The sequence below is a fragment of the Roseovarius tibetensis genome (genome assembly GCF_050896375.1).
GTDB lineage: Bacteria > Pseudomonadota > Alphaproteobacteria > Rhodobacterales > Rhodobacteraceae > Roseovarius > Roseovarius tibetensis.
On record NZ_JBPBBB010000003.1, the window covers coordinates 17,445 to 38,982 of the forward strand.

11 protein-coding genes are annotated in these 21,538 nt (G+C 64.6%); 6 read left to right on the plus strand and 5 right to left on the minus strand.

The window, feature by feature from the left end; genetic code table 11:
- The first annotated feature begins 5 nt into the window (after positions 1–5).
- The 5 genes from ACROSR_RS03095 (at position 6) to ACROSR_RS03115 (ending at position 5,765) form a co-directional block, all read left to right on the plus strand.
- Positions 6–497 (plus strand): Na+/H+ antiporter subunit E, encoded by a 492-nt coding sequence (locus ACROSR_RS03095; protein WP_432682308.1) that lies wholly within the window; start codon positions 6–8, stop codon positions 495–497.
- A complete protein-coding gene (locus ACROSR_RS03100; protein ID WP_432682309.1) occupies positions 494–763 on the plus strand; it encodes a K+/H+ antiporter subunit F in 270 nt (89 codons plus the stop codon). Before ACROSR_RS03095 ends, ACROSR_RS03100 begins: the two co-directional genes overlap by 4 nt.
- Before the next feature lie 12 nt (positions 764–775).
- Complete coding sequence (locus ACROSR_RS03105) at positions 776–1,177, plus strand: Na+/H+ antiporter subunit G (protein WP_432682310.1); 402 nt, start codon at positions 776–778, stop codon at positions 1,175–1,177.
- A gap of 207 nt (positions 1,178–1,384) precedes the next feature.
- Positions 1,385–3,661 (plus strand): VWD domain-containing protein, encoded by a 2,277-nt coding sequence (locus tag ACROSR_RS03110; protein WP_432682311.1) that lies wholly within the window; start codon positions 1,385–1,387, stop codon positions 3,659–3,661.
- Positions 3,662–3,836: 175 nt separating this feature from the next.
- Positions 3,837–5,765, plus strand: coding sequence for a hypothetical protein (locus ACROSR_RS03115; RefSeq protein WP_432682312.1), 1,929 nt, complete (start codon positions 3,837–3,839; stop codon positions 5,763–5,765).
- 27 nt (positions 5,766–5,792) lie between these two features.
- Here ACROSR_RS03115 and ACROSR_RS03120 read toward each other — a convergent pair whose 3' ends face one another.
- The 5 genes from ACROSR_RS03120 to ACROSR_RS03140 all read right to left on the minus strand — a co-directional run bounded on the left by ACROSR_RS03120 (position 5,793) and on the right by ACROSR_RS03140 (position 15,793).
- Positions 5,793–7,103: an HlyD family type I secretion periplasmic adaptor subunit gene (locus ACROSR_RS03120; protein WP_432682313.1), complete on the minus strand. Its 1,311-nt coding sequence runs from the start codon at positions 7,101–7,103 to the stop codon at positions 5,793–5,795.
- Positions 7,093–9,312, minus strand: a complete 2,220-nt coding sequence (locus tag ACROSR_RS03125) for a type I secretion system permease/ATPase (RefSeq protein WP_432682314.1) — start codon at positions 9,310–9,312, stop codon at positions 7,093–7,095. The genes ACROSR_RS03120 and ACROSR_RS03125 overlap by 11 nt, the downstream gene beginning before the upstream one ends.
- Positions 9,309–10,724, minus strand: coding sequence for a TolC family protein (locus tag ACROSR_RS03130; RefSeq protein ID WP_432682315.1), 1,416 nt, complete (start codon positions 10,722–10,724; stop codon positions 9,309–9,311). The genes ACROSR_RS03125 and ACROSR_RS03130 overlap by 4 nt, the downstream gene beginning before the upstream one ends.
- Positions 10,725–10,811: 87 nt before the next feature.
- Positions 10,812–11,705, minus strand: coding sequence for a SapC family protein (locus tag ACROSR_RS03135; protein ID WP_432682316.1), 894 nt, complete (start codon positions 11,703–11,705; stop codon positions 10,812–10,814).
- A 92-nt stretch (positions 11,706–11,797) separates the two neighbouring features.
- On the minus strand, positions 11,798–15,793 hold the full coding sequence (locus tag ACROSR_RS03140) for an Ig-like domain-containing protein (RefSeq protein WP_432682317.1): 3,996 nt from the start codon (positions 15,791–15,793) through the stop codon (positions 11,798–11,800).
- Positions 15,794–16,086: 293 nt separating this feature from the next.
- Here ACROSR_RS03140 and ACROSR_RS03145 point away from each other — a divergent pair, with 293 nt between their 5' ends.
- Positions 16,087–21,330, plus strand: coding sequence for a beta strand repeat-containing protein (locus tag ACROSR_RS03145; RefSeq protein WP_432682318.1), 5,244 nt, complete (start codon positions 16,087–16,089; stop codon positions 21,328–21,330).
- Positions 21,331–21,538 lie beyond the last annotated feature (208 nt).

Below are 21,538 nucleotides of genomic sequence, written 5' to 3' on the forward strand. Positions count from 1 at the left end.
GACCGATGCTGCGCAAGATCCTGCCCCATCCCTTTCTCACCCTGCTGCTGATCGTGGTCTGGCAGATGCTGGTCAACACGGTGACGCTCGGCAATCTGCTGCTCGGGACCATTCTCGCGCTGATCATTCCGGTGATCACCTCGGCCTACTGGCCCAACCGCCCCAATCTGCACAGCGCGCCGCGCATCGCGGAATACATCCTCGTGGTGTTGTGGGACATCTGCGTGGCCAATGTGCAGGTGGCCTACATCATCCTGTTCAAGTCGAATGCCAACACGCATCCCGCGTGGATCACCGTACCGCTCGATCTGCGCACACCAGAGGCGATCACCGTGTTCGCGGGCACCATCACGATGACCCCCGGCACGGTGTCGAGCGATATTTCTGCGGACGGGCGCAGCATCCTGGTTCACTGCCTGGACGCGCCCGATCCCGATGCGGTGCGCGACGGGATAAAGGCCCGCTACGAGGCCCGCCTGAAGGAGATCTTCGAATGATCGACTATGCACTCACCTTCGCGTTCGCCTGTTTCGGGCTCGGGCTGTTGATGAACATCTACCGCATCATCATTGCGCCCACGGTCGGGGATCGCATTGTGGCGCTGGACACGATGGTCATCAACGCCATCGCCCTTCTCGCGCTGTTCGGCATCCTCAAGGGCACCACGGTCTATTTCGAGGGCTCGATGATCATCGCGATGACCGGATTCATTTCCACCGTGTCCTACACGCGCTTTTTGTTGCGCGGTGACATCATCGAATAACGAGGCAGCGCCATGATCGTCGACATCCTCATATCCGTCTTTCTGGTGATCAGCGGCATCTTCGGGCTGGTCGGGTCCTACGGTCAGGTAAAGTTGCCGGATCCGATGATGCGGCTGCACGCGCCCACGAAGGCCTCGACGCTCGGGGTTGGCGGCGCGCTTATCGCGTCGATGCTGTATTTCTACTTCGAGCTCGGGCAGTTCTCGTTTCACGAACTGATGATAACGCTGTTCCTGTTTCTCACAGCCCCGATTACCGGCCATTTCATCGCCAAGACACACCTGCATCTCTTGCACAAACCTTCGGATCTGCCGCCTACGGGCACGGACAGGCCGTGGGCCAGCTTCGAGAGCGACGCGGATCACGCCCGCCTCGACGCCGCGACGGAAAGAGACCGCGAGACCAACCGCTGACGACGCGCTAGGGAAAGGGCCAGGCGGATGCGCTATCGCTGACGCGCTGGCTTTTTTTGGATTGATCCGGAAACGTAAACTTCTAATGATGCGGGTGTCGCGGCTTCCGGCAGACGCATCGTGGACCACGAGCCGGCCTGATGGCAAACGATCGCGAGGCCGGGCCCGTGTCATGATCGGGCGCACCGTTTTTCAGAGGGTTGAAACATGAATGATATCGTAGTGACACAAGGGTTCGAGGACCTTCTGGAAGACGACACGATCCTCGCCGGCCTCAAGACATTCGCCCTCGATTTCGAGGCCGAACTGTCCGGCCTTCTGGACTTCGATATAGACAGGCCCTCGACGCTGTCTTCTACGCTGATCCAGTTCAGCGGCCAAAGCTTGGACACCACCCTGCCCCAGCCCTATACCGTTTCGCTCACCGGCAGCGGGTTCACTCCCGTCAGCAGCCTCGGCGCCTTCGAAACGGCGATCATGGACGGGACCGCGGCCGGTGACGTGCAGTCGATCCGCGTCGCCTACGGTGGCACCGAAATCCTGTCGCTGGACGTGGATCGCAACAGCTACCTGCTGACATCGGGCGACCAGAGCATCGAACGTGGTGGAACCTTCCCGTCCTCGCTGCAGGAATTCGGAACCCTGATCAATATCAGCGAGAGCTTCGACAACCTGTTCCTGCTGACCCAGGAAGAGATCGAGGCGCTTTTGCAGCCGCTTCTTCAATATGAGCTCACCGATCTTGTCCTGCGAGACGCCGGCGCGGAGTTGCTCAGCATGAGCGTCGATTCAGCCGCCGGAACCCTGACGGCCGAGGCGGACGGTTACACTCTCACCGCCGCATTTCCCACGATGCCCTTGGCGGGCATGCCGGGCCTCTTCGATCCGACGGCGCCGATCATCGGTTTTGGCGTCGGGCCCATCACCCTGACCGATCCGAAGAATGACATTATCCTTCAAATCCCCGACACGATACCGCTGAACCCTCTCGATCTCGAATCGTTTCTGCAAGACCTCGAGGCGCGGACAGGCCTCACCCTGCCACCACTGCCCGAGGGGCTTACCGGCTGGAACAGCGGCGACCCGCATCTGCTGACGCTCGACGGGGCCGCCTATGATTTCCACGCAGCGGGCGAATACGTCATGATCCGCGCCACCGACGGTTCGGAGTTCCAGGTGCAGGCCCGGATGAGCCCGGTGGGTGAAAACGTCACAGCCAACGTGGCCGCCGCGGTGAAGCTTGACGGTGGGGCCGTCATGGTCGATCCCGCAGCGGCTGCGCCGCTCTCGATTGCGGGGACGGCCACCACGGTGCCAGATGGCGGCTTTATCAGTGTGGGGCAGGATCGGATTTACCGCGAGGGCGACACCTACACGCTGATCCATACCCGCGACGGCAGCCTCGATACAGGATACAGCGCCATCGAGGTCGACATCATCGGCCAAAGGGTCGACATCACCGTCGCGCTCGACACCTACTGGGCCGGCCAGGTCGAGGGTTTGCTGGGCAATGCTGACGGTTTCGCGGCCAATGACATCGCACTGGCCGATGGCACACCCCTAAGCCGCCCGCTGGCTTTCGCGGACCTCTACGGGACCTATCGGGACGATTGGCGCGTGGATGACGCGGCAGACAGCCTGTTCACCTATGCCAACGGCGAAGGCCCCGACAGCTATTACCTTCCGAATTACCCGACCGGCATGATCGGCCTGAACGATTTCGACAGCACCGATGTCACGGCGGCCCAGAACGCGGTCACGGCCGCCGGGCTGCAACAGGGCACGCCGACCTTCGATCAGGCGGTGCTGGACTACCTTCTGACCGGCGATGACAGCTATGTCGACAGTGCCCGGAATGCCCAGGACGTGATCGACAATCGGCCATTGGGCGCACCGCCTCTGGACACGCCCGACACGGATGGCGGCGGGCTTGAGGGGCTGCTGGTACTGTCCGGCACCCTGACCGCGCCGGGGGGCGAGGACATGTCCGCCGCCACGGTGACCTTTCAGCCGACCGGGCGCAGCGTCGGCCTCGCGCGGGTGACCCGCGGCGATGGCGATTTCCGCTTCGACCTCGTCGAGAACGAGACCGGGCGCCTCGATGCCACGCGTGACTACGACGCGGACAGCGACCCCGCGATCACCGCAGGTGACGCGCTGGAGGTGTTGCGCCTCGCTGTGGGGCTGACGCCGTCTTTCGGAGAGCCCCGGGCACAGAACTTCGTGGCCGCTGACATGAACGGCGACGGGCGGGTGACCGCGGGTGACGCGCTGGAGGTGCTGCGGCACGCCGTCGGCCTCGACAGCGAGCATGCCCCGCAATGGCAATTCTTCGACTCCGGCACCGACTGGGCGAACCTTGGTCTTGATCGCGAGAATACGGCGGTAGCGCGCGGCGTCGAGGTCGGTGAGATCGATGCGGATATCGCGCTGCCGCCAATGACCGGCATCCTGCTGGGGAACATGGACACCGTCGTCACCTGACGGGAGGCACCTACGCGGAGTGGCGACATCGGCACCCCGCCTTCCCGCCCGGCGTGCCCTGTCTGGCATTTAAGGAAAAACGGCTGTGAATGCCGCTATCCTGTCATGATCGCGCCCGAGTTCATGTCTTCACCCGCTCTTAAACTCGCCTGTGGTGGATCAGGTGAGGTGGGCCATGTGGCTGCAATCACGCGGCCGGTCGGGGACCGGCAGCGACGTCTTCGCGCATGGCGTGACGGCGTCAGAGGTGTTGCGCACCGATGCGGGGCAATTCGTTCTGGCCGCGACCCGGTCGGGCGGAGGTGTGATGACGTTCCGTGTCGGCACGGACGGGACGCTTACACTTGTGGACAGCAGAATATTCTCCGACGTGGTGGACCCGGCACTGACAGGCAAACTGGCCCTTGCGGACACCGCGACCGGGCGCGTGCTGTTCCTCGGGGCGGCCGAAGATCACCTTGTCGGGTACCGCATAGCCGAGGATGGCAGCATCGGCGCCCGTGTCAGCATGGACAAGGCCACTGTCACGGCCGAAATCATGGCAGGCAACGACACCATGTTGCGGGCCTCGGCGCTCCACAGTGACACGGCCCCCTTGGCCGACGGGGCCTGGCAGACCGGCACCGTCGGGCTTGATGTGATCGACAGCGGCGCGCAGGCGCAGGTTCTGGCCATCGGGGCGTTCGACGATCACCTTGCGGTCATGCCACGTGTCGGCACCGATGATATCGCGCTGTTCGGGGCAGATCAGGGGCTGGGCATCGCCAACCCCACGGCCCTCGAGGTAATCGGGACGGATACGGGACACTGGGCGATCGTGGCTGCCGCAGGAAGTGCGTCCCTGTCGGTGATCGCACTCACCCCGGACGGACGATTGCAGCCTACCGATCACGTGACGGATACACGAGAGACGCGCTTTGGCGGTGTCCAGGCCCTCGCCAGCGCGACATGTGGGGACGAGGTGCTAATCGTGGCCGGGGGCGGCGATCACGGTCTGACCCTGTTCCGCCTGTCACCCGACGGGCGGCTGGTCTGGCTTGACACGTTGGTTCACCATGAGGGTGCAGGACTTTACAACATTGCGTCCCTGTCCGCGGTCGTGATCGACCAGACGCTTGTCGTGACGGTCGGCTCGCAGGGCGATCCGGGGGTGGGTGTGGTGACGGCGCCGCTGGCTGATCTGGGCGTGGCGGGACAGATCGCCACCGGGGGCGCCGGGCATGATCTGCTCGTTTCAAGCCCCGCAAACGCGATCCTGACAGGCGGCGCGGGTGCGGATGTCTTTGCGCTGCGCATGCAGGACGGCCCGGTCTGGATAACCGACTTCGAGCCCGGCCTCGACCGTCTGGACCTGTCGGATTGGCCGATGCTGCGCGGGGTGGCGCAGCTTGACATCTCGACAACCTCACAAGGTGCGCTGATCTCGTACCGGGACTACAGCGTGCATGTCGGATCGGACAGTGGCGCGGGCCTGACGGCGGCCGAGATATTTCCCCACGGATTGCAGGGGCCCGACCGGCTATTGATCCTTAACAATGCCGGTTTCGGCGACGGCATGGGGTCGGATGACACCCCGACCGCCCCTGACCTGCCGCAGGGTGACGGTCCCAGGATCGTCGATCGGGCCGGGCTCGGTCTGGCCGAGGCCACCGTCACGCTTATTCCGACCGGCAGCTCACCCTATGTCACGCAAACCGATACGCACGGCCATTTCACCCTGCCTCCGTCGCCCGAGGGTACGCTCTTGCTGACGCGGTTCCACACCGCCGGCGACCCGGCGATCACCGCATCCGACGCGCTGAACGTGCTGCGCCTTGCCGTGGGGCTCGATGCGGGGGCCGGGCCGCTGGATTACATCGCGGCCGATATCGACCGAAACGGTCAGGTGACCGCTGCGGATGCGCTTGACGTGTTGCGGGTCGCGGTGGGGCTGCCCCCGAGCGCGACCCCGGAATGGATATTCATCGACGCGTCGGCAGATCTGGGCACGATAACGGCACGCGATGTGCGATACGAGGCCGGAATGTACCTCGACGGGGTGCAGGATGCGGGCGACCTGTCCTTCATCGCGATGTTGCTGGGCAACATGACCGACATGGGTTGACCTGGCGCATGTCGCAGTCCCCCTGCGTCACTCGCGCAGCGCGTTTTCCTTCACCCGCACCACGGGCCGCGTCAGATATTCCAGCACGGTCTTTTGCCCCGACAGGATGTCGATCTGGGTGACCATGCCCGGCATGATCTCGACGGCGACCCCGTCAGCATCAAGGATGTTGTCCTCGGTCCGGATCTCGACGACGAAGAACTCTTCCTCGTCGCGCTCGGACCGCGTCACGGCATCTGCCCCGATGCGCACGATTTCCCCGTCCAGGCTACCATAGCGCGAAAAGTCATATGCCGTCACCTTCACCTTCACGGGTTGGCCGGGATAAAGGAAGGCGATATCGGCAGGTTTCACATAGGCCTCGACCAACAACGTGTCGTCAAGCGGCACGATCTCGATCAGATCCTCGCCCGCACGCGCCAGTCCGCCAAGGGTCGAGCGGTGAATACGGTTCACGACGCCGCGCACGGGCGCGCGCAACCGGGCACGCGCGGCCCGGCTTTGCAAGGCTGGCAGGGACGGTTTCAGCGCCGCGAGCTCTGCCGTCGCCAACGCCAGATCCGACAGCGCCGCCGCCCGCTGACGCGAGCGCCGGGCGCGCACCTGATCGTCGATCTCGTCCAGCGCAGATTGCAATCGCGACAGGGCCGCTTTCGCGCGTGTCTCGCGCCCGCGCCACTCGGCCTCGGTTCGACGCAACGACAAAAGCGTCGTCTCGGGCTCGACACCGCGCTCTACCAGAGGTTGCATGATCGCGCGCTCCTCGGCCAGCACCTCCAACGTGTCGCGGGCTGTCTGCAGATCGACGCGCCCCTCCGCGTATTCCTGGCGGCGCTGACTGCGCTGACGCTCGAGGATGTCGATCTCGTCGGCCAATTCCGCCTTTCTTCCGTGGAAAAGCGCCGTTTCCGAGCGTACCACCTCCGGCGCACGTTCAAGCAGGGTGTCCTGAAAATTCAGAGGCTCGTCATCGATTTCGGCTTGAAGGCGTTCGATCCGGGCCATCAGGCCATAGGCGCGCTGCTGTTCCTGATCCAGCTCGCTCGATATCTGCGTGCCGTCCAGTTCCATCAGGAGCGCGCCCTTGTCCACGATCTCGCCCTCGGACACGTGAACCTCTTGCAGGATCCCCGGTTCCGTCGCCTGGATCACCTGTACGTCGCCCGATGGTACGATGCGCCCCTCGGCGCGCGTGACGTCGTCCAGCTCTGTCCGCGCCGCCCAAACCCCCGCGGCCAACAGGAACAAAAGGATGACCGCCAGCAGAAGAGATCCCCGGAACGGAGAGGACCCACGCATTTCCCGGGCCAGTTTATCGAGATCATGGTTACGCGCCATCCGGTGCTCCGCCCTTGCTGGCCTCGTTGCGGACCGATCCGGCCGCGGCACTCGGGCTTGCCTGTCCCCGCCGGTCAAGGATGCTCTTGGGGCCATCGGCGACGATCTTGCCCTGATCGACCACGATCACCCGATCCACCAGCTCCAGCAAGCTTGTCCGGTGGGTGACGATCACCACCGTCCGATCGGACAGTTCCGTTTTCAGCCGCGCAATCACCTCGGCCTCGTTCTGAACATCCATCGAACTGGTGGGTTCATCCATCAACAGGACCGGCGGCCGCCCGACAAGGGCGCGCGCCAGCGTGATTGCCTGCTTCTGACCCCCCGACAGACCCTCACCACGCTCGGCCAGCATCATGTCATATCCCGAAGGGTGGCGCTTGATGAAATCCTCCACACCGGCAATGCGCGCCGCCTCGAGGATCTCGGTGTCACGCGGCCGCATCGCCCCGATTGCGATATTTTCGCGGACGGTGCCGGTGAACAGCCATACATCCTGCAGCACCGAGCCCACATTGCGACGCAGGTCGCCGGGATCGATCTGCCGGATGTCGATGCCGTCCATCCGCACCGAGCCCGCGCGCGGCTCGTAAAGGCCGAGCATCAGGCGCGCGACCGTACTTTTGCCGGATCCGATCCGGCCCAGGATCGCGACCTTCTCGCCCGGCTTGATGGAGAATGACAGGTTAGACAGCGCATCGATGCCCTGATCGGGATAGGCAAAGGACACGTTGTCAAAGGCGATCTCGCCGGCCAGTCTCGGGCGCGAGATCCAGCCCTTGCCCTCGGGGCGTTCACTTTCGGCGCGCATCAGCGCATCGAGGCTGCGATAGGACGTCCGCGCCTGATTGAACCGCGTGAGGGTCTGCGCCAGTTGCGCCAGCGGCGCAAGCGTCCGTCCGGTAAGGATGACACTGGCGATGAGCGCCCCCATGCTCACCTCGCCCGCGGTGATCAGGAACACGCCGTAGAACACGATCATCACCTGCGCCGCCTGCTGGGTGAAGGCCGTCGCGTTGATGGCGAATTGCGTCACGGCGCGGCTCTTCAACCCGTGATCCGATTGCCGCGCGATCGCCTCTTCCCACCGGGCGCGCATGCGCCGCTGCGCGCCCGCGGCCTTGATCGTCTCCAGCCCGGCGACGGTTTCCACCAATACACCCTGCTTTGACTGTCCGTCGGCAAAGCTTTTCTCGGCCAGGCGCGACAGGACCGGCTGCACCGCGATGCCGACGATCAGGACCACCGGAACCGCGATCGCCGGAACCAGCGCAAGCGGCCCCCCGATCAGGTAGATCACACCGATGAACAGGATGATGAAGGGCAGATCCACCACCGCCACCAATGTGGCCGAGGTGAAGAATTCGCGCAGCGTCTCGAACTCGCGCAGGGTGCTGGCAAGCGCGCCAGTGGATCCCTTGCGCGCGCGCATCTGCATGTCCAGCAACTGATCGAAGATGCGCCGTCCCATGACCATGTCGGCGCGCTGACCCGCGCGGTCGATGAACCCGGCGCGCAAGCTCTTGATCAGGAAATCGAAGAACAACGCGATCCCGACGCCGAACGTCAACGCGATCAGAGATTCCATCGCCTCGTTGGGCAACACCCGATCATAGACCACCATTATGAACAGCGAGGTCGACAGGCCAAGGAAATTGGCAAGTATCGCGGCCAGGATCACCTGGGTATAGGCCCACCGGTTCTGTGCGAGCGTGGACCAGAACCAGTGTCCCTGTCGCCCGCCGCTTTGCGCCGCGATATCTTCACGGTGCTCGGCCCGCATCAACAACGCATAGCCGCTATAGACCGCCTCGATCGCGTCGAACGCGACCTCGCCCAACCCCTCGCCCAGATCCGGATCGAACACCGCCAATCGGCCACCGGACAACTTTTCGTACAGCACCACAGCGCGATTGTCGTCCAGCAGAAGAATGGCCGGGGTCAGGGTGCTGTCGAAATCCTTCAGCCGACGCTTGCCGAATGCGGCCTGAATGCCCGCACGTTCGGCGGCGACGATCGCATCACGGACGGTCAGGCTGCCCTGCGGTCCCGATTGCGCCGCATGCAGCGCCGCAAGCGTCGTCGGACGATCAAGAGAGGCCGCCACGTGCAACAGGCACGCCTCGAGCGGCGTGGTCTCGTCCGTGCCGCCGCCCTGAGCGGAGCCCTGGTCACCCTGGTCGAGCCTGACAACGCGCGCATCACTCATGAGGGTGCATCCGCCGCGCCCTCGTCGCCGGGTTCCGCGATACGCGGCAGCGTGATCGCGAAGGCGTCGAGGATGTCACCCGTCAGGGCCAGCACGACATACCCGCTGAGGGCCTGCTCGCGTTCCGCGATGATCAGCCGTTCCCCGGCCTCGAACAGGTCGCGCTGCGCATCGAGCAATCCGATCAGGTTGCGCCGTCCGATCGAGAATTCCTCGCGGGCGGCCTCGACCGTCTGCTCGTTGGCGCGGACGGCATCGCGCGCCGCCTCGACCCGCGCAAGGCCGGTGCGCTGATCGGACCGCGCGAATTCCAGCGCGCGACGGATCTCGCGGGCAAGGCCGTCGCGGTCAGCGCGAAGCGAGGCCAGACGCGCCTCGGAGTCGCGGATCGCCGCAGCCTTCTGATCGGGCGCACCGCTGTCATAATCCAGCAACAGATCGATATCGGTGTCGATACCGCTTCCGATCGGCTCGCGGCGGCCGGTTGTGCGCAGTTCGACCTGGGGAAAGATCGCGGCTTTCGTCGCGGCCAGGTCGGCCTCTGCGGCCTTGATCGACGCGTCGACGCCGCGGACACGCGGGCTCGACGCGATCAGCGTCACGTCCGGCACATCCGAGAGGGTCGGCGCGGCCGGCGGCATGCCAAGTGTTTCGGGACCATGGCCGAAGATCTCGCGGAACACCGCCGTCGCCCGGTCCCGCCCCGACAGCGCCTGCACGCGGCGCGAGATGGCATCGGCCAACCGCGCCTGCGCCGTCAGGACATCGGATTGCGTGCCGGCCCCCGCATCCGAGCGATCCTGAACCTGGGCCAGCAGCCGCCGATGTGCGTCCTCGTTGCGGCGGGCAAGATCGTACTGGTCACGGGCCGCAACGAGGTTCTGCCACGCCTCGACCGCCTCCAGCGACAGGGCCGCGGCCACTTCCAGACGCGCCCCCCGGCTTTCGAAGACCCGCGCGCGCGCAGCGATCTGGCGGCTTGCCGTGGCGCCCCCGTCATAGATCAACTGCATGATTTCAAGGATCGGGCTGAACCCGGTGCTGCCACCGGTCAACCCGCTGCCCAAGGTCACGCCGAGCGAAAAGCGCGGCAGAAATCCGCCCGCCTCGCCATCCTCGCGGGCCCGGGCGGCCCGGACATCCGCGTTCGAGGCGTCAAGGCGCGGATTGGTCTCGACCGCACGGGCCACGGTCCGCCCGAAATCCGTCTGCGCGACGCGCGTGGACACGCGCACCTCGCGCTGGTCACGAGGGGCGTCAAAGCTCGCCTCAAGCTCACCAAGATCGGGCGATTCCGCACAGGCCCCAAGCAGGAGCGCCATCGCAAGGCCCAAAACCGGGGTGCGCAGCACAGGTCGCCCCGCGCCCGCAGGCGGTCTCGCCGTGTCGATATAGCTGCCCACGGATTTCATCCGTCGTGCCCTTCCGTGTCCGGCACACCGCCCGGTTCGCCCACCCTCATACGGCATGCGACGGGTCAATGTTAACCCTTGAGATGTCTACGGTTTGCTAACATCGTCGCTTTTTTCATCGTCCGTGCTGGTCGCGTCACCCGTATCGCGTACCCGCGAGTCCGCCAGCGCATCGAGAAATCCCGATAGCGCGTCGTCACCGGGTGCCGTCGCGGGGCTGGCGGGGGCGGTGTCGCGGCCCTGCCGTGGGGCTTGGTCGAGCTGCGCCTCTGCGGCCGCGAGAAACGGAAGGTGATGCAGCGACACCGCCTGAACTTGCAGCAACGCCAGCGCACCGCATCGGTGCAGCGCGCCCAGATCCGTCCGCCCCAGTCCGTCGATCCGCGCCCGATCGGGCACGAACAGGCCCTCTACGTCCATCTGTCCCACAGCATCGGGGGCCGAGAATGGCACGGGTGCCGCCCGCGCGACGATCTCGGCCATCGCGGCGCGGGTTTTCGTTTCGGCAGCGGCGCGTTTCTGGAAAAAATCAATCACCTCGCCAAGCGCGGGGGCCGGGGTGCCGTCGGGCGTGAAGAATGGCTCGTCGTCCGGGTCGTCGGTGACAAGGCCGCTGGTCTCGTCGACCAGAAGCCCCAGATCCCCGGCCTCGTTGCGCCGCGCGCCGAACGGGTGGACGCGCAGGATCGAGGGCACGTAACTGCCCCGCCATTGGCCACCGGGGGATACCAGCGCGCATGTTCCGCGATCAGTCAACCGCGTGAGGGCCACCGGCCAGAGCCCGGCCCCCGTCCGCATGAAAACGATCGGCAGGCTTGCGGCCACCTGCTCGTGTTCGCCCAGAACGATCGGAACCGCGCGGTGCGCGCGCACAAACTCCCACGACGCGAACCGCCGCCAGAAGCGGCTGCCATGACGCTCCGGCGTGACGGGAACAAGGCGCGTCGCTGCACCTGCGGAGGCTGTTTCAGCAGGGGTCATGAGGCGCATCCAAAGGTATTGGACCCGTCGCATCGCACATGTTCGCGCCACGCGACGGGGATTGCACCGCGCCCTGCATCAGGCGCGGGATGTCAAACGGGGATGCCTGTCGCGTCAAACCCCAGAATGTTGGCATCAGTCATGGTGGACAGATCGCCCAGCCCCTCGAAGCTTGCCATCTCCGTCGCGGAACTGGCGCCAGCCTGCACCTGCACCTCGTAGAGCTGCGCATCGCTGCCGTCAGACGCGAGGAAATAGAGCATGTCCCCGTCGGCCGGACCGGACAGCCCGTCGAAGGCGCTTTGCACCGACGCATCGGTGAGGTCGTTCAGCGCGGTCGAGAAGATGACGAGGCCGGTATCCGCCCCGACGGTGCCACCACCGGGCAACAGCTGAAAGTCACTGCCATCGCCGCGCAGGGTCGTGTTGTCGAGATCGGCAAAGCCAAGCCGGTCGGGAAGCGGCCCGCCGATGCTGAAATCGGTGACGGTGTCGACACCGTTCTCGGCCGAGGCGGCCTCGAACAGGACGGTGTTGACCCCGGCCCCCGACAGATCGATGGCGTCATCTCCGCCACGACCTTGAATGACGGAGTCAACGTTGTCGGACTCTAGGCTATCGACCCCGTCCGTTCCGATTTTGACACTCGTGTCTCCAAAGCTGTCACTGCTTAACTCAAACTCCAAAGGCACGGTCGCATCATCTAGTGCGGCAGAAATTGTGAAGAAAGGTACATCGAAGTCTTCTACACGAACCGCTTCGCCGGTTGATGGATCAGTTTGGTTGATCGCTATGAAAGTGTATGCGTTGCTCCCGTCTGGTAGACCTGAGACAAACGAAAAATCGTTATTGAACTGTGTTGGCACCGGCGACTGCAATGAAAGCGCATCCGAGTCGTAGCGCAAAGTCAGGTCAAAACCATCATCCTGTTGTTGAGCGAATGCCTCCTCGTTTCCGAACACAGCGAAAGTTGCAATTCCTGCGCTGCGATCAGTTTCAGCAAGAACAAAACCACCCTCATCATACGCGACGACCTGTTCCTGCGCCTGCGCCTCGCGGCCGCCAGCATTGGACACTTCGGCCTGCACATTATAGGCCTGTCCCGCTTCAAGCGCCTCGACCGTTCCCGACGGCAGGTTCAGCGACCAGATCCCGCTCGCATCCACGGTGGCGGAGCTATCGGTAAAGATACTTGCGCCCGCCTCGTCAAGGATGGTGACCGTCACGGCCTGATTGGCCTCAACGCCGCGGGTGGTGCCGGACACCGATACGTTGTTCGGGTCGATATCGTCGAGGATCAGCACGCCTTCGTCGCCGATTTCACCAACGGTGATTTCCGGGGCGAAGTCGGTGCTGACGGCGACATCGTCGGTGGCATCGACGGGGAAATCACCGTCGTTGACGCTGGCCTTCAGGGTGAACTCGATCTCGTCATCCAGCCCGGCGATATCGCCCGCGTCGAAGCGACCGCTCCACGCATCGCCGGTGACTTGAGCGGTGGTGGTGGCCACGACGGTGTCCGTGCTGTCGAGGATCTCGACCGTCACCTGCTGGCCGTCCGGAACACCCGTGGTCGTGCCCGACACGTCGAGCCCGCCTTCGAACGCGTCGAGAGCAAGGACCGTGGCGTCGGCGGGCGCGTCGATGGCGATCTCCGGCTGGGTGAGATCGACAGCGAGGTCGAGCGTGGCGGTTTCGGGGTTCTCCGCATCATCCTCGACGCTGGCGCTGATGGTCGTCGCGGCCTCGCCCGACAGCTCGTTGCCAAGCTGCGCGGCGTCGAAATCAACACTCCAGCCGCCGTTCCCGTCGACGGTCGCGGTATTGCTGAGGGTGCCGATGGTCACGGTCACGTCCTGCCCGATGGCGTCGGAAGTGCCGTTGACCGCAAGCGACGTCAGCGGGTCGCCCTGACCGTCCACCAGATCGCCGGCGGTCAGTTCGTCGCCCGCCACCAGCCCGGCCAGATCGGTCACGGTGATCGTCGGCGCGTCGAAATCCGTGGCAAAGCTTTCCGTCGCCTGACCTTCGTTGCCGGCGGCGTCCGCGACCGTCGCCTCGACATTGACCGACGGCCAGCCCGCAAGGGATTGCGCCTGCGACGGGGTGAAGCTGACGGTCCAGGCCTCGCCCTGAACGGTGCCGGTTGCGGTGACCGGCGTGGTCGCGGCGGCCCCGGTCAGCGTAACGATGACCTGCTGCCCATCCTTGGCCCCCGTGGCCGTACCCGTGATGTCAAAGCCTGCGTCCCGCTCGGCAATGTTGAGCACATCATCGCCTGCGATCGGTGTGGCTATGGAGACATCGGGTGCCGTGAAATCCGCGGCCAGAGTGGTGGATGCCGGCGGCGCTGAAATCCCGCTTGCGTCATCTACGTTGGCCTCGACCGTGACGCTCGCACCGTCACCAAGCCCGGCCGCATCCGCCTGCGGCAGGGTGGCCTGCCATGTGCCATCGGGCTGGGTCTGCACGGCCGCGAGGGCGACGCCGCCTACTGTGACAGCCACGTCCTGCCCGGCCTCGACATTGTTCGTCGTCCCGGAAATCGTGACGTCGGACGTGCTTTCGTCGGCATTGATGACATCGTCACCCGCGATGGTGCCGATCGTGATGGAGGGGCCGTTGAAATCGGCATCGACGGTTGCCGTGGCCGGCTGCGCCACCGGGTTTCCGGCTGCATCCGACACCGTCGCGCTGACAGCGACCTGGGCCAGCCCGTTCGCGCCCGCGCCGGTCTGCACAGCCTCTACCGCCGATTGCGGCACTGTGACCGACCATGCCGAAAGCCCACCCGGCAGACCGTTGCTGTTGACCAGTCCGGTGTATTGTTGTCCGTCGAAGGTGACGGTCACCTCCTGCCCGACCTCGGCGCTGGTCGTGCCGGTGATCTCGAGATCACCCTGCACGTCGATGAGACCGATCTCGTTATCGTCGGACACGGGATCGAGCGTGATGGTCGGCGCGGAGAAATCGGTGTCGAACGTCGCGGTTGCCGGTGTGGCGGCGGGATTGCCGGCCGCATCCTCGACAGTTGCCTCGACGGCGATCGTCTCGTCATCCGAGAGCGCCGCGAGATCGCCTGCGGGAATGTCGACGGACCACGCCCCGCCACTCGCCGTGCCGGTATAGGTCTCGCCGGCGACGGTGACGGTCACCTCCTGCCCATCCTCGGCATCCGTCGTGCCGGTGATGGTGATGCCCGCGTCCTGCTCGGCCGTGTTGACAATGCCGTCGCCCGCGATGTCGGGATCGATGGCAATGGTGGGCGCGATCGTGTCGACCAGAACGGTGGCCGTGCCGGAATCCACCACCTCGATCACCGGGTCCCCCTCTTCGTCGAGGATCGGCTCGCCCTCGTCGTCGACGGCGTCCCGCTCCGCCTCGAAACTGAAGGTGATCTCTTCGTCGATCTGCGGGAACTCGGGCAAGCTCCAGCTGCCATCTTCTTCCTGCGTCGCCTGAAGCTCCAGCTCGCCATCCCCCGTTTGCACGGTCACCGTCACGCGTTCGGCGCCCGCGTCAGGCTCGCGTCCGAAAATCTCCGCGAAGCTCCGCACCTCGGACGCGTTCAGGACTTCGGGCTCGGGCGGGGCGGCGGGGCCATCGTCACCACCGCCGGACGCGGCCGCGATCCCGGCAGCCCCGGCCAGACCCCCCGCAGCGATCGCGCCCGCCGCGCCGCCACCACCGCCGGCCGTCGCAGCCGCCTCGGCCAGGATATCGGCAACCTGGGCAGACACCTGCACCTCGCCCGACGCGCCGACAACGACATCATCCGCGCTGACATTCAGGACGCGCCCGTTCTCGAGGGTGATGCGCGCGCTGCCATCATCGAGCAGTTGCACGTCCCGAACCCCGTCGATGCCGGATGCGGTCACAAGCCCGTCGCCCGCGGTCTGCGCACCTGCCACGGCCGGCAGGAACAGCATCGCCGAGCCGATCGTCGCCGCGGCCGTCTTGTGCTGGCGTGCGATCCACTTCGCGACATGCGCGCGCCGCTCCGCCTCGCTGGAGACCGTGATCCGCGTCGCGCTCTCCTTCTGGTTGACGGTTTCGGGTGTGTCGACGTCGCGCTCGTGGAAAGTCATGTGGAATCCCTCGGGTCATGTTTGCCGTGCGTGCCGCACTTTTGATAACTTTATTGCACAGTCCGCCACGCGTTGAAAAGTAAAATCCGTCTACCGTCACATGGTGACAAAACGGTTAAGCGTTTCGGGGCAACGCATTGGAATGATCCGAAAGGCCAACCCAGGGTCGTCATGATGACACGGCGGGCGACTTGATCCCGTCGGCCAACTTAAAGTTGATCGGACGCGTTTCATGTGGCTTAACTTCCATGTGTTCCATTCAAGAAAGCAATTCGACGATCAAGGAGTTCGATATGACGACATTCACTCTGACCGGTTTCTCCATCGGCTACGACACCAACGAGAAACCGGTTTCCATTGGCACCGCCAGCCTGACGGTCACGTTTCCGAACGATCAGGCGGTGCTGAATTACAGCATTGTTGACGCGACTGACCCGACGGACCTCCCGACAGTCGCGCTCGGCGGCACGGACGACCTGGGCGCGACGATCAATAATACGCCGATCAGCGATAACGCGGAGGAATTTCTGGGCGAGATCACGACGACCGAGGGCACGCACACACTCTTGGCGTTTTACGATCCGGCCAACAATCAGGATTTCATCTTCCAGATTGGGGGGGACCCTCTGACGCCGCCCGCCACACCGGCGGATGTGGAGACGCTGGTGCTAAGCACAGGCCCGGCGCGCGGTGCGCTCGGCCCGGACCAAGACATCCTCTTCACAAGCTTGCTTGGCGTGCCCACCATCTCGTCATCTGAAAACGACACCATCATCGTGGACAACGACGAGTTTTTCGAGGTCGAAGGCGGGCAAGGCGACGACACCATCGACATGAGCGGGCTGAGCACCAGCGATGGCTATGTCGAGCTTTTGTACGGCGGGCTTGCCGGGGCCATCACGGTCGATATCGACGGTACGGCCAACACGGGATCGGTCGTCAAGTCCGGCGTGGGCACCGATACGCTTGTCAACGTGGAAAACCCGCTTTTCGCGGGCTGGACGTTGGGTGGACTGCTGGTCGAAGGCACCGCAGCAGGCGACACGTTCAACCTCGATCTTGCCGATCAGCAGTGGATGGAGATAAGACCCGGCGCCGGTCAGGATCAGATCGCGCTGACTGGCAACGGCATCGTACGGCTCGACTTTCGCGACGCGGCAAACGGGATCGACGTCGATCTGCGAAGCAACAGCATCAACGATGACGGTTACGGCAATACCGAGATCATATCCGGCAACACACCGTGGGGGATCCGCGGATCGACCCATGACGACGTCTTCATCGGCAGCGACGGCGATGACAGGTTCCGCAAGACCGGTGGCAACGATGATGTGCATGGCGGCACCGGCTTCGACCGCCTTCGGTACGAATCCTCCTTGGTCGAGTCTGTGAACATCAACGCCGCAGACGGCACCGCGACCGGCATGCTGACAAACGGCAGCACGTTCAGCGACACCTTCTCCGGTTTCGAGTGGCTGCGCGGGTCGTCGGGCAATGACATGATCTTCGGGGATGGCAGCAACAACCGTCTTGAAGGCCGCGACGGCGACGACACTGTCGGCGGCGGTTTCGGGGATGACTTCATAAACCTGCAAGGCGGCGCGGACACCTATGTCTACAGCGGTGGCAACGACATAATTGCAGACTTCGACGTCAACCACGACAGCATCCTGATCAACATTCAAGGCGTGACACAGCAGGATGTCGAGAACGCGTTTGCCAATTCCTCTTTCTTTTCCGATCCCGGCGGGGCGGGCAATCGGCAGCTTGTCGGCTTTGCGCCGGGTGAAAGCCTGGGCTTCGTGGGTCTTGATGCAACGGCGGTCGCGAATATCAACGTCGCGACGGGTGATGGCGGTCTGCCCACGCCATCCCGAACTATCGGCACAATCGGTGATGACGTCCTGATCGGCACACCCGGTAATGATCAGATCGTCACCGGCGATGCCTCGCCATCCGGGGATGTGGTCATCGGGACGGAAGGCAATGACACGATCGATCTGAGTGGGATGAACCAGTCGACCGCGTTCCTGTTCGTCACCTACGAGAATCTCGGATCGGCGATAACCGTGGATATTGATGGAGCGGCGAACACTGCCACCGTGAACAAGGGCGTACTTGGCCTCGACACGCTTCTGAATATCGAGAACCCGCTGATTGCCGGTTTCAATCTGGGCGGTCTCGGCATTGCCGGCACGGCGCAGGCGGACACGTTCAATCTTGACCCAGGCGCAGATCAGTGGATGCAGGCGCGCGGCGGCGAAGGCGCCGACAGCTACGATATCGGTGACACAGGCTTCGTCCGGCTCGGCTTTGCCTTCATCGGGGCCACGCAGGGCGCCGAGATCGATCTCGGTCTGTCTACTGGGCAGATCATCAATGACGGGTTTGGCAATACAGAAACCATCACCGGTCCGGGCACTGTCTGGGAAATCCGCGGCACCGAAAATGGCGACCTGATCACCGGCAGCGGTGCCGATGAAAGCTTCATCTCGCAGCAGGGCGACGACACGATCGACGGCGGCGGCGGTTTTGACCGGCTGCGCTATGACCGCTCCGGAGTGGACGGAATCACTGCCGACCTCGCGGCAGGTCAAGTGACCGGCACCTGGAACGGCAACGCCTTCACCGACACGATCAGCAACATCGAGCATCTGCGTGGCTCGAACGGCGATGACGTAATCGGCGGAAATGCGACTGACAACCAGCTCGACGGGCGCGGAGGCACGGATACCTTCGTGCATCTGGGCGGCGCCGACACGATCTCGGATTTCGACGCGCAGACCGAGACGCTGGTCGTGCGCGTGGCGGGGCAGTCTCAGGCAACAGTGGATGGGGCGATTGCGACGGCCACCGATACGGCCGACGGGGCGCTGGTCAATTTCGGATCGGGCTCGGTCCTCTTTTCCGGTCTCGGCGCGGCAGATCTGTCCGGCGCGGATGTGAAATTCATGGAGCCGAACGGACCCAATCTGGTGCAAGGCACGGACGGCAACGACACCCTTGTCGGCACGGCGGGCGATGATCTGGTGATCACCGGCGATAATCCCGGCTTCGACAATGTCGTCGCTTCGGTGGGTGATGACACATTCGACTTCAGCGGGATCACCTCCGATCCGGGCGGGTTCGTCGGGATCTATTACAGTGGCATCGGCGCGACCATAGACGTGCAGGTCGATGGCGGCGCGAATACCGGCAGCGTGGTCAAGGACGGACTTGGCACCGACACGTTCATCGATGTCGAAGCCCCGCTTCTTGCGGGCTGGACGACGGGGGGGCTGTCGATTGTCGGCACCTCCGGCGATGACACGTTCGATGTCTCGCCCGAGGGCGAGCAGTGGATGAGTATCCAGCCCGGCGACGGCATCGATACCATTATAGTGAACAGCAACGGCACCGAACGCACCGACCCGCTCGATCCAATCGGTGCGGTGCGGCTCCAGATGAGCGACGGCTTCGGCATTGATGTCAACCTTGGCACGCGCATGATCGCCGATGACGGGTTCGGCAATGCCGAGACGATCGGCGGCACCGCCCCGGTCTGGGAGGTGTTCGGCTCTGCTGGCGATGACACTTTCGTCGGCTCCGACAACGCCGAATCCTTCCGCTCCACCGGTGGCGATGACACCCTTGATGGCGGCGCGGGCTTTGACCGGGTGCGTTACGATTCCTTCCAGATCACCTCGGTCGACATTGATGCGGATGCGGGCACGGCAAGCGGCACGCTGAACGGCGGCGGCACCTTCACCGACACGATTTCCGGCTTCGAGCATTTGCGCGGGTCAAACGGCAACGACCGGATCGCCGGAGAGACGGGCGTCGATAACCGCTACGAGGGTCGGGGCGGTACGGATACCTTCGTGCATGTCGGCGGGAACGACACGATCTTGGATTTCGACGCGCAGACCGAGACGCTGATTGTGCGCGTCGCCGGGCTTGATCAGGCACAGATTGATACCGCGATTGCGGGTGCCACGGATCAGGGCAACGACGCCCTGGTGAGCTTCGGTGCTGGTTCGGTCCTGTTCTCCGGGGTGACCGCGGCGGACCTTGCAAGCGCCGACGTGCAGTTTCTGGACCCGGCTGCGGCAACCCCGCCCCCGCCGCCCCCGGGCCCTGCGGCATGGACCCTTGGCGATCCGCATCTGCTGACGCTCGACGGCCTCGGGTACGATTTCCACGCGGTTGGGGAATATGTCCTGCTGCGCGGTCAGGCCGGCGAGGATGTGGGCGGTTTCGAAATCCAGTCGCGTATGACACCCGCAACCGATGATCAGGGCGCCGAACTCGACAACGTGTCGGTCAACGCGGCAATCGCCATGCGCGCGGCCAATGGCGACGCGGTCATGATCGACAGCACCGATGCCGCGCCGCTGTCCGTGGGGGGTGTCGCGCAACAACTCGCCGACGGGGACATGCTCGACGTGGGCAATGATCGCATTTTCCGCGACGGCGACACCTACACGATGGTGTTTGCCGGTGCGGATGGCGCCCTGGGCGAGGGTGACACGCAGGTCGCCGTGGTGGTGCACGACGCCCGCGTGGATCTCAGCGTGCGGATCAGCGCCGACCTGGCGGGCCGCGTCGAGGGTCTACTTGGTGATGGCGACGGTGAGATCGGCAACGACATCGCCCGCGTCGACGGCACGGCCCTGGATCGTCCGCTTGCCTTCGAGGATCTCTACGGCGGCTACCGCGACGACTGGCGCGTCGATACCGAAGGCGACAGCCTGTTCACCTACGACACCGGCGAATCGCTGGCCGGGTTCTACGATCCGGCGAAGCCGGGCGCGCTGACCACGCTCGACGATTTCGAGGCGGGCGATCTGGCGGCGGCGCAACAGGCGGCAGAGGCATCGGGCCTGACGCCGGGCAGCGTGAATTACGACAATGCCGTTCTCGATTTCCTTCTGACGGGTGACCAGGGCTTCATCGACAGCGCCGCCTCCGAGGATGTCGCGGCGCCCGACACCGCATCGACGGCCCCGACGCTCGATGTCGGACAGGGACGGGCGACGTTGAACATCAACGTGACGGACCGCGCAGGTGACGCGGTCGAGGGGGCCTCGGTCGGCTTCACCGCGGGCGCCTCCACGGCGCGCAGCCTTGCCGATGACGTGGGCGGTGGCGCCTACGCGCTGTCGGTCGGTGACGGGGCCAGTGGACAGGTCGGCGGCACGCTCGGCTTTACCAATGCCGGAGAAATCACTGCCGGTGACGCGCTAGAGGTGCTGCGCATCGCGGTCGGTCTCAACCCGAGCTGGGGCCCGGCGCAGGGGCTGGATTTCGTGGCCGCCGATCTCAACGGCGACGCGCGGGTGACGGCGGGCGATGCGCTCGAGGTGCTGCGCGCAGCGGTCGGGCTGGACAGCGAACATGCCCCCGAATGGGTGTTCATCAACCCTGATCAGGATGTATCGGCGGCCTCGGCGAACGACGTGCCAGAGCTTGGCGGCGTCGATATAGCCGCAATCAGCGGGACACAGAATGTGGACATGACGGCCGTTCTGCTGGGCAACATGGAGAGCTTCGCCTGATCCACCCATCACGCCCATGTTTCCTGTTCCGTGCCACGGCGCATGAAACAGGAAGCTCGGATCGGGGACCAAACCCACGCCGAGGGTGGTCCCCCGTCTCGGACAAGATCGCCGGGTCGGGTGCCGCCCTCCGAAATCGTGGCGGCGACCGTCGCCAGCCAAGCAATGCCGATCGGGTTACGCATGATGGTCACGTTGGTCGACGCGG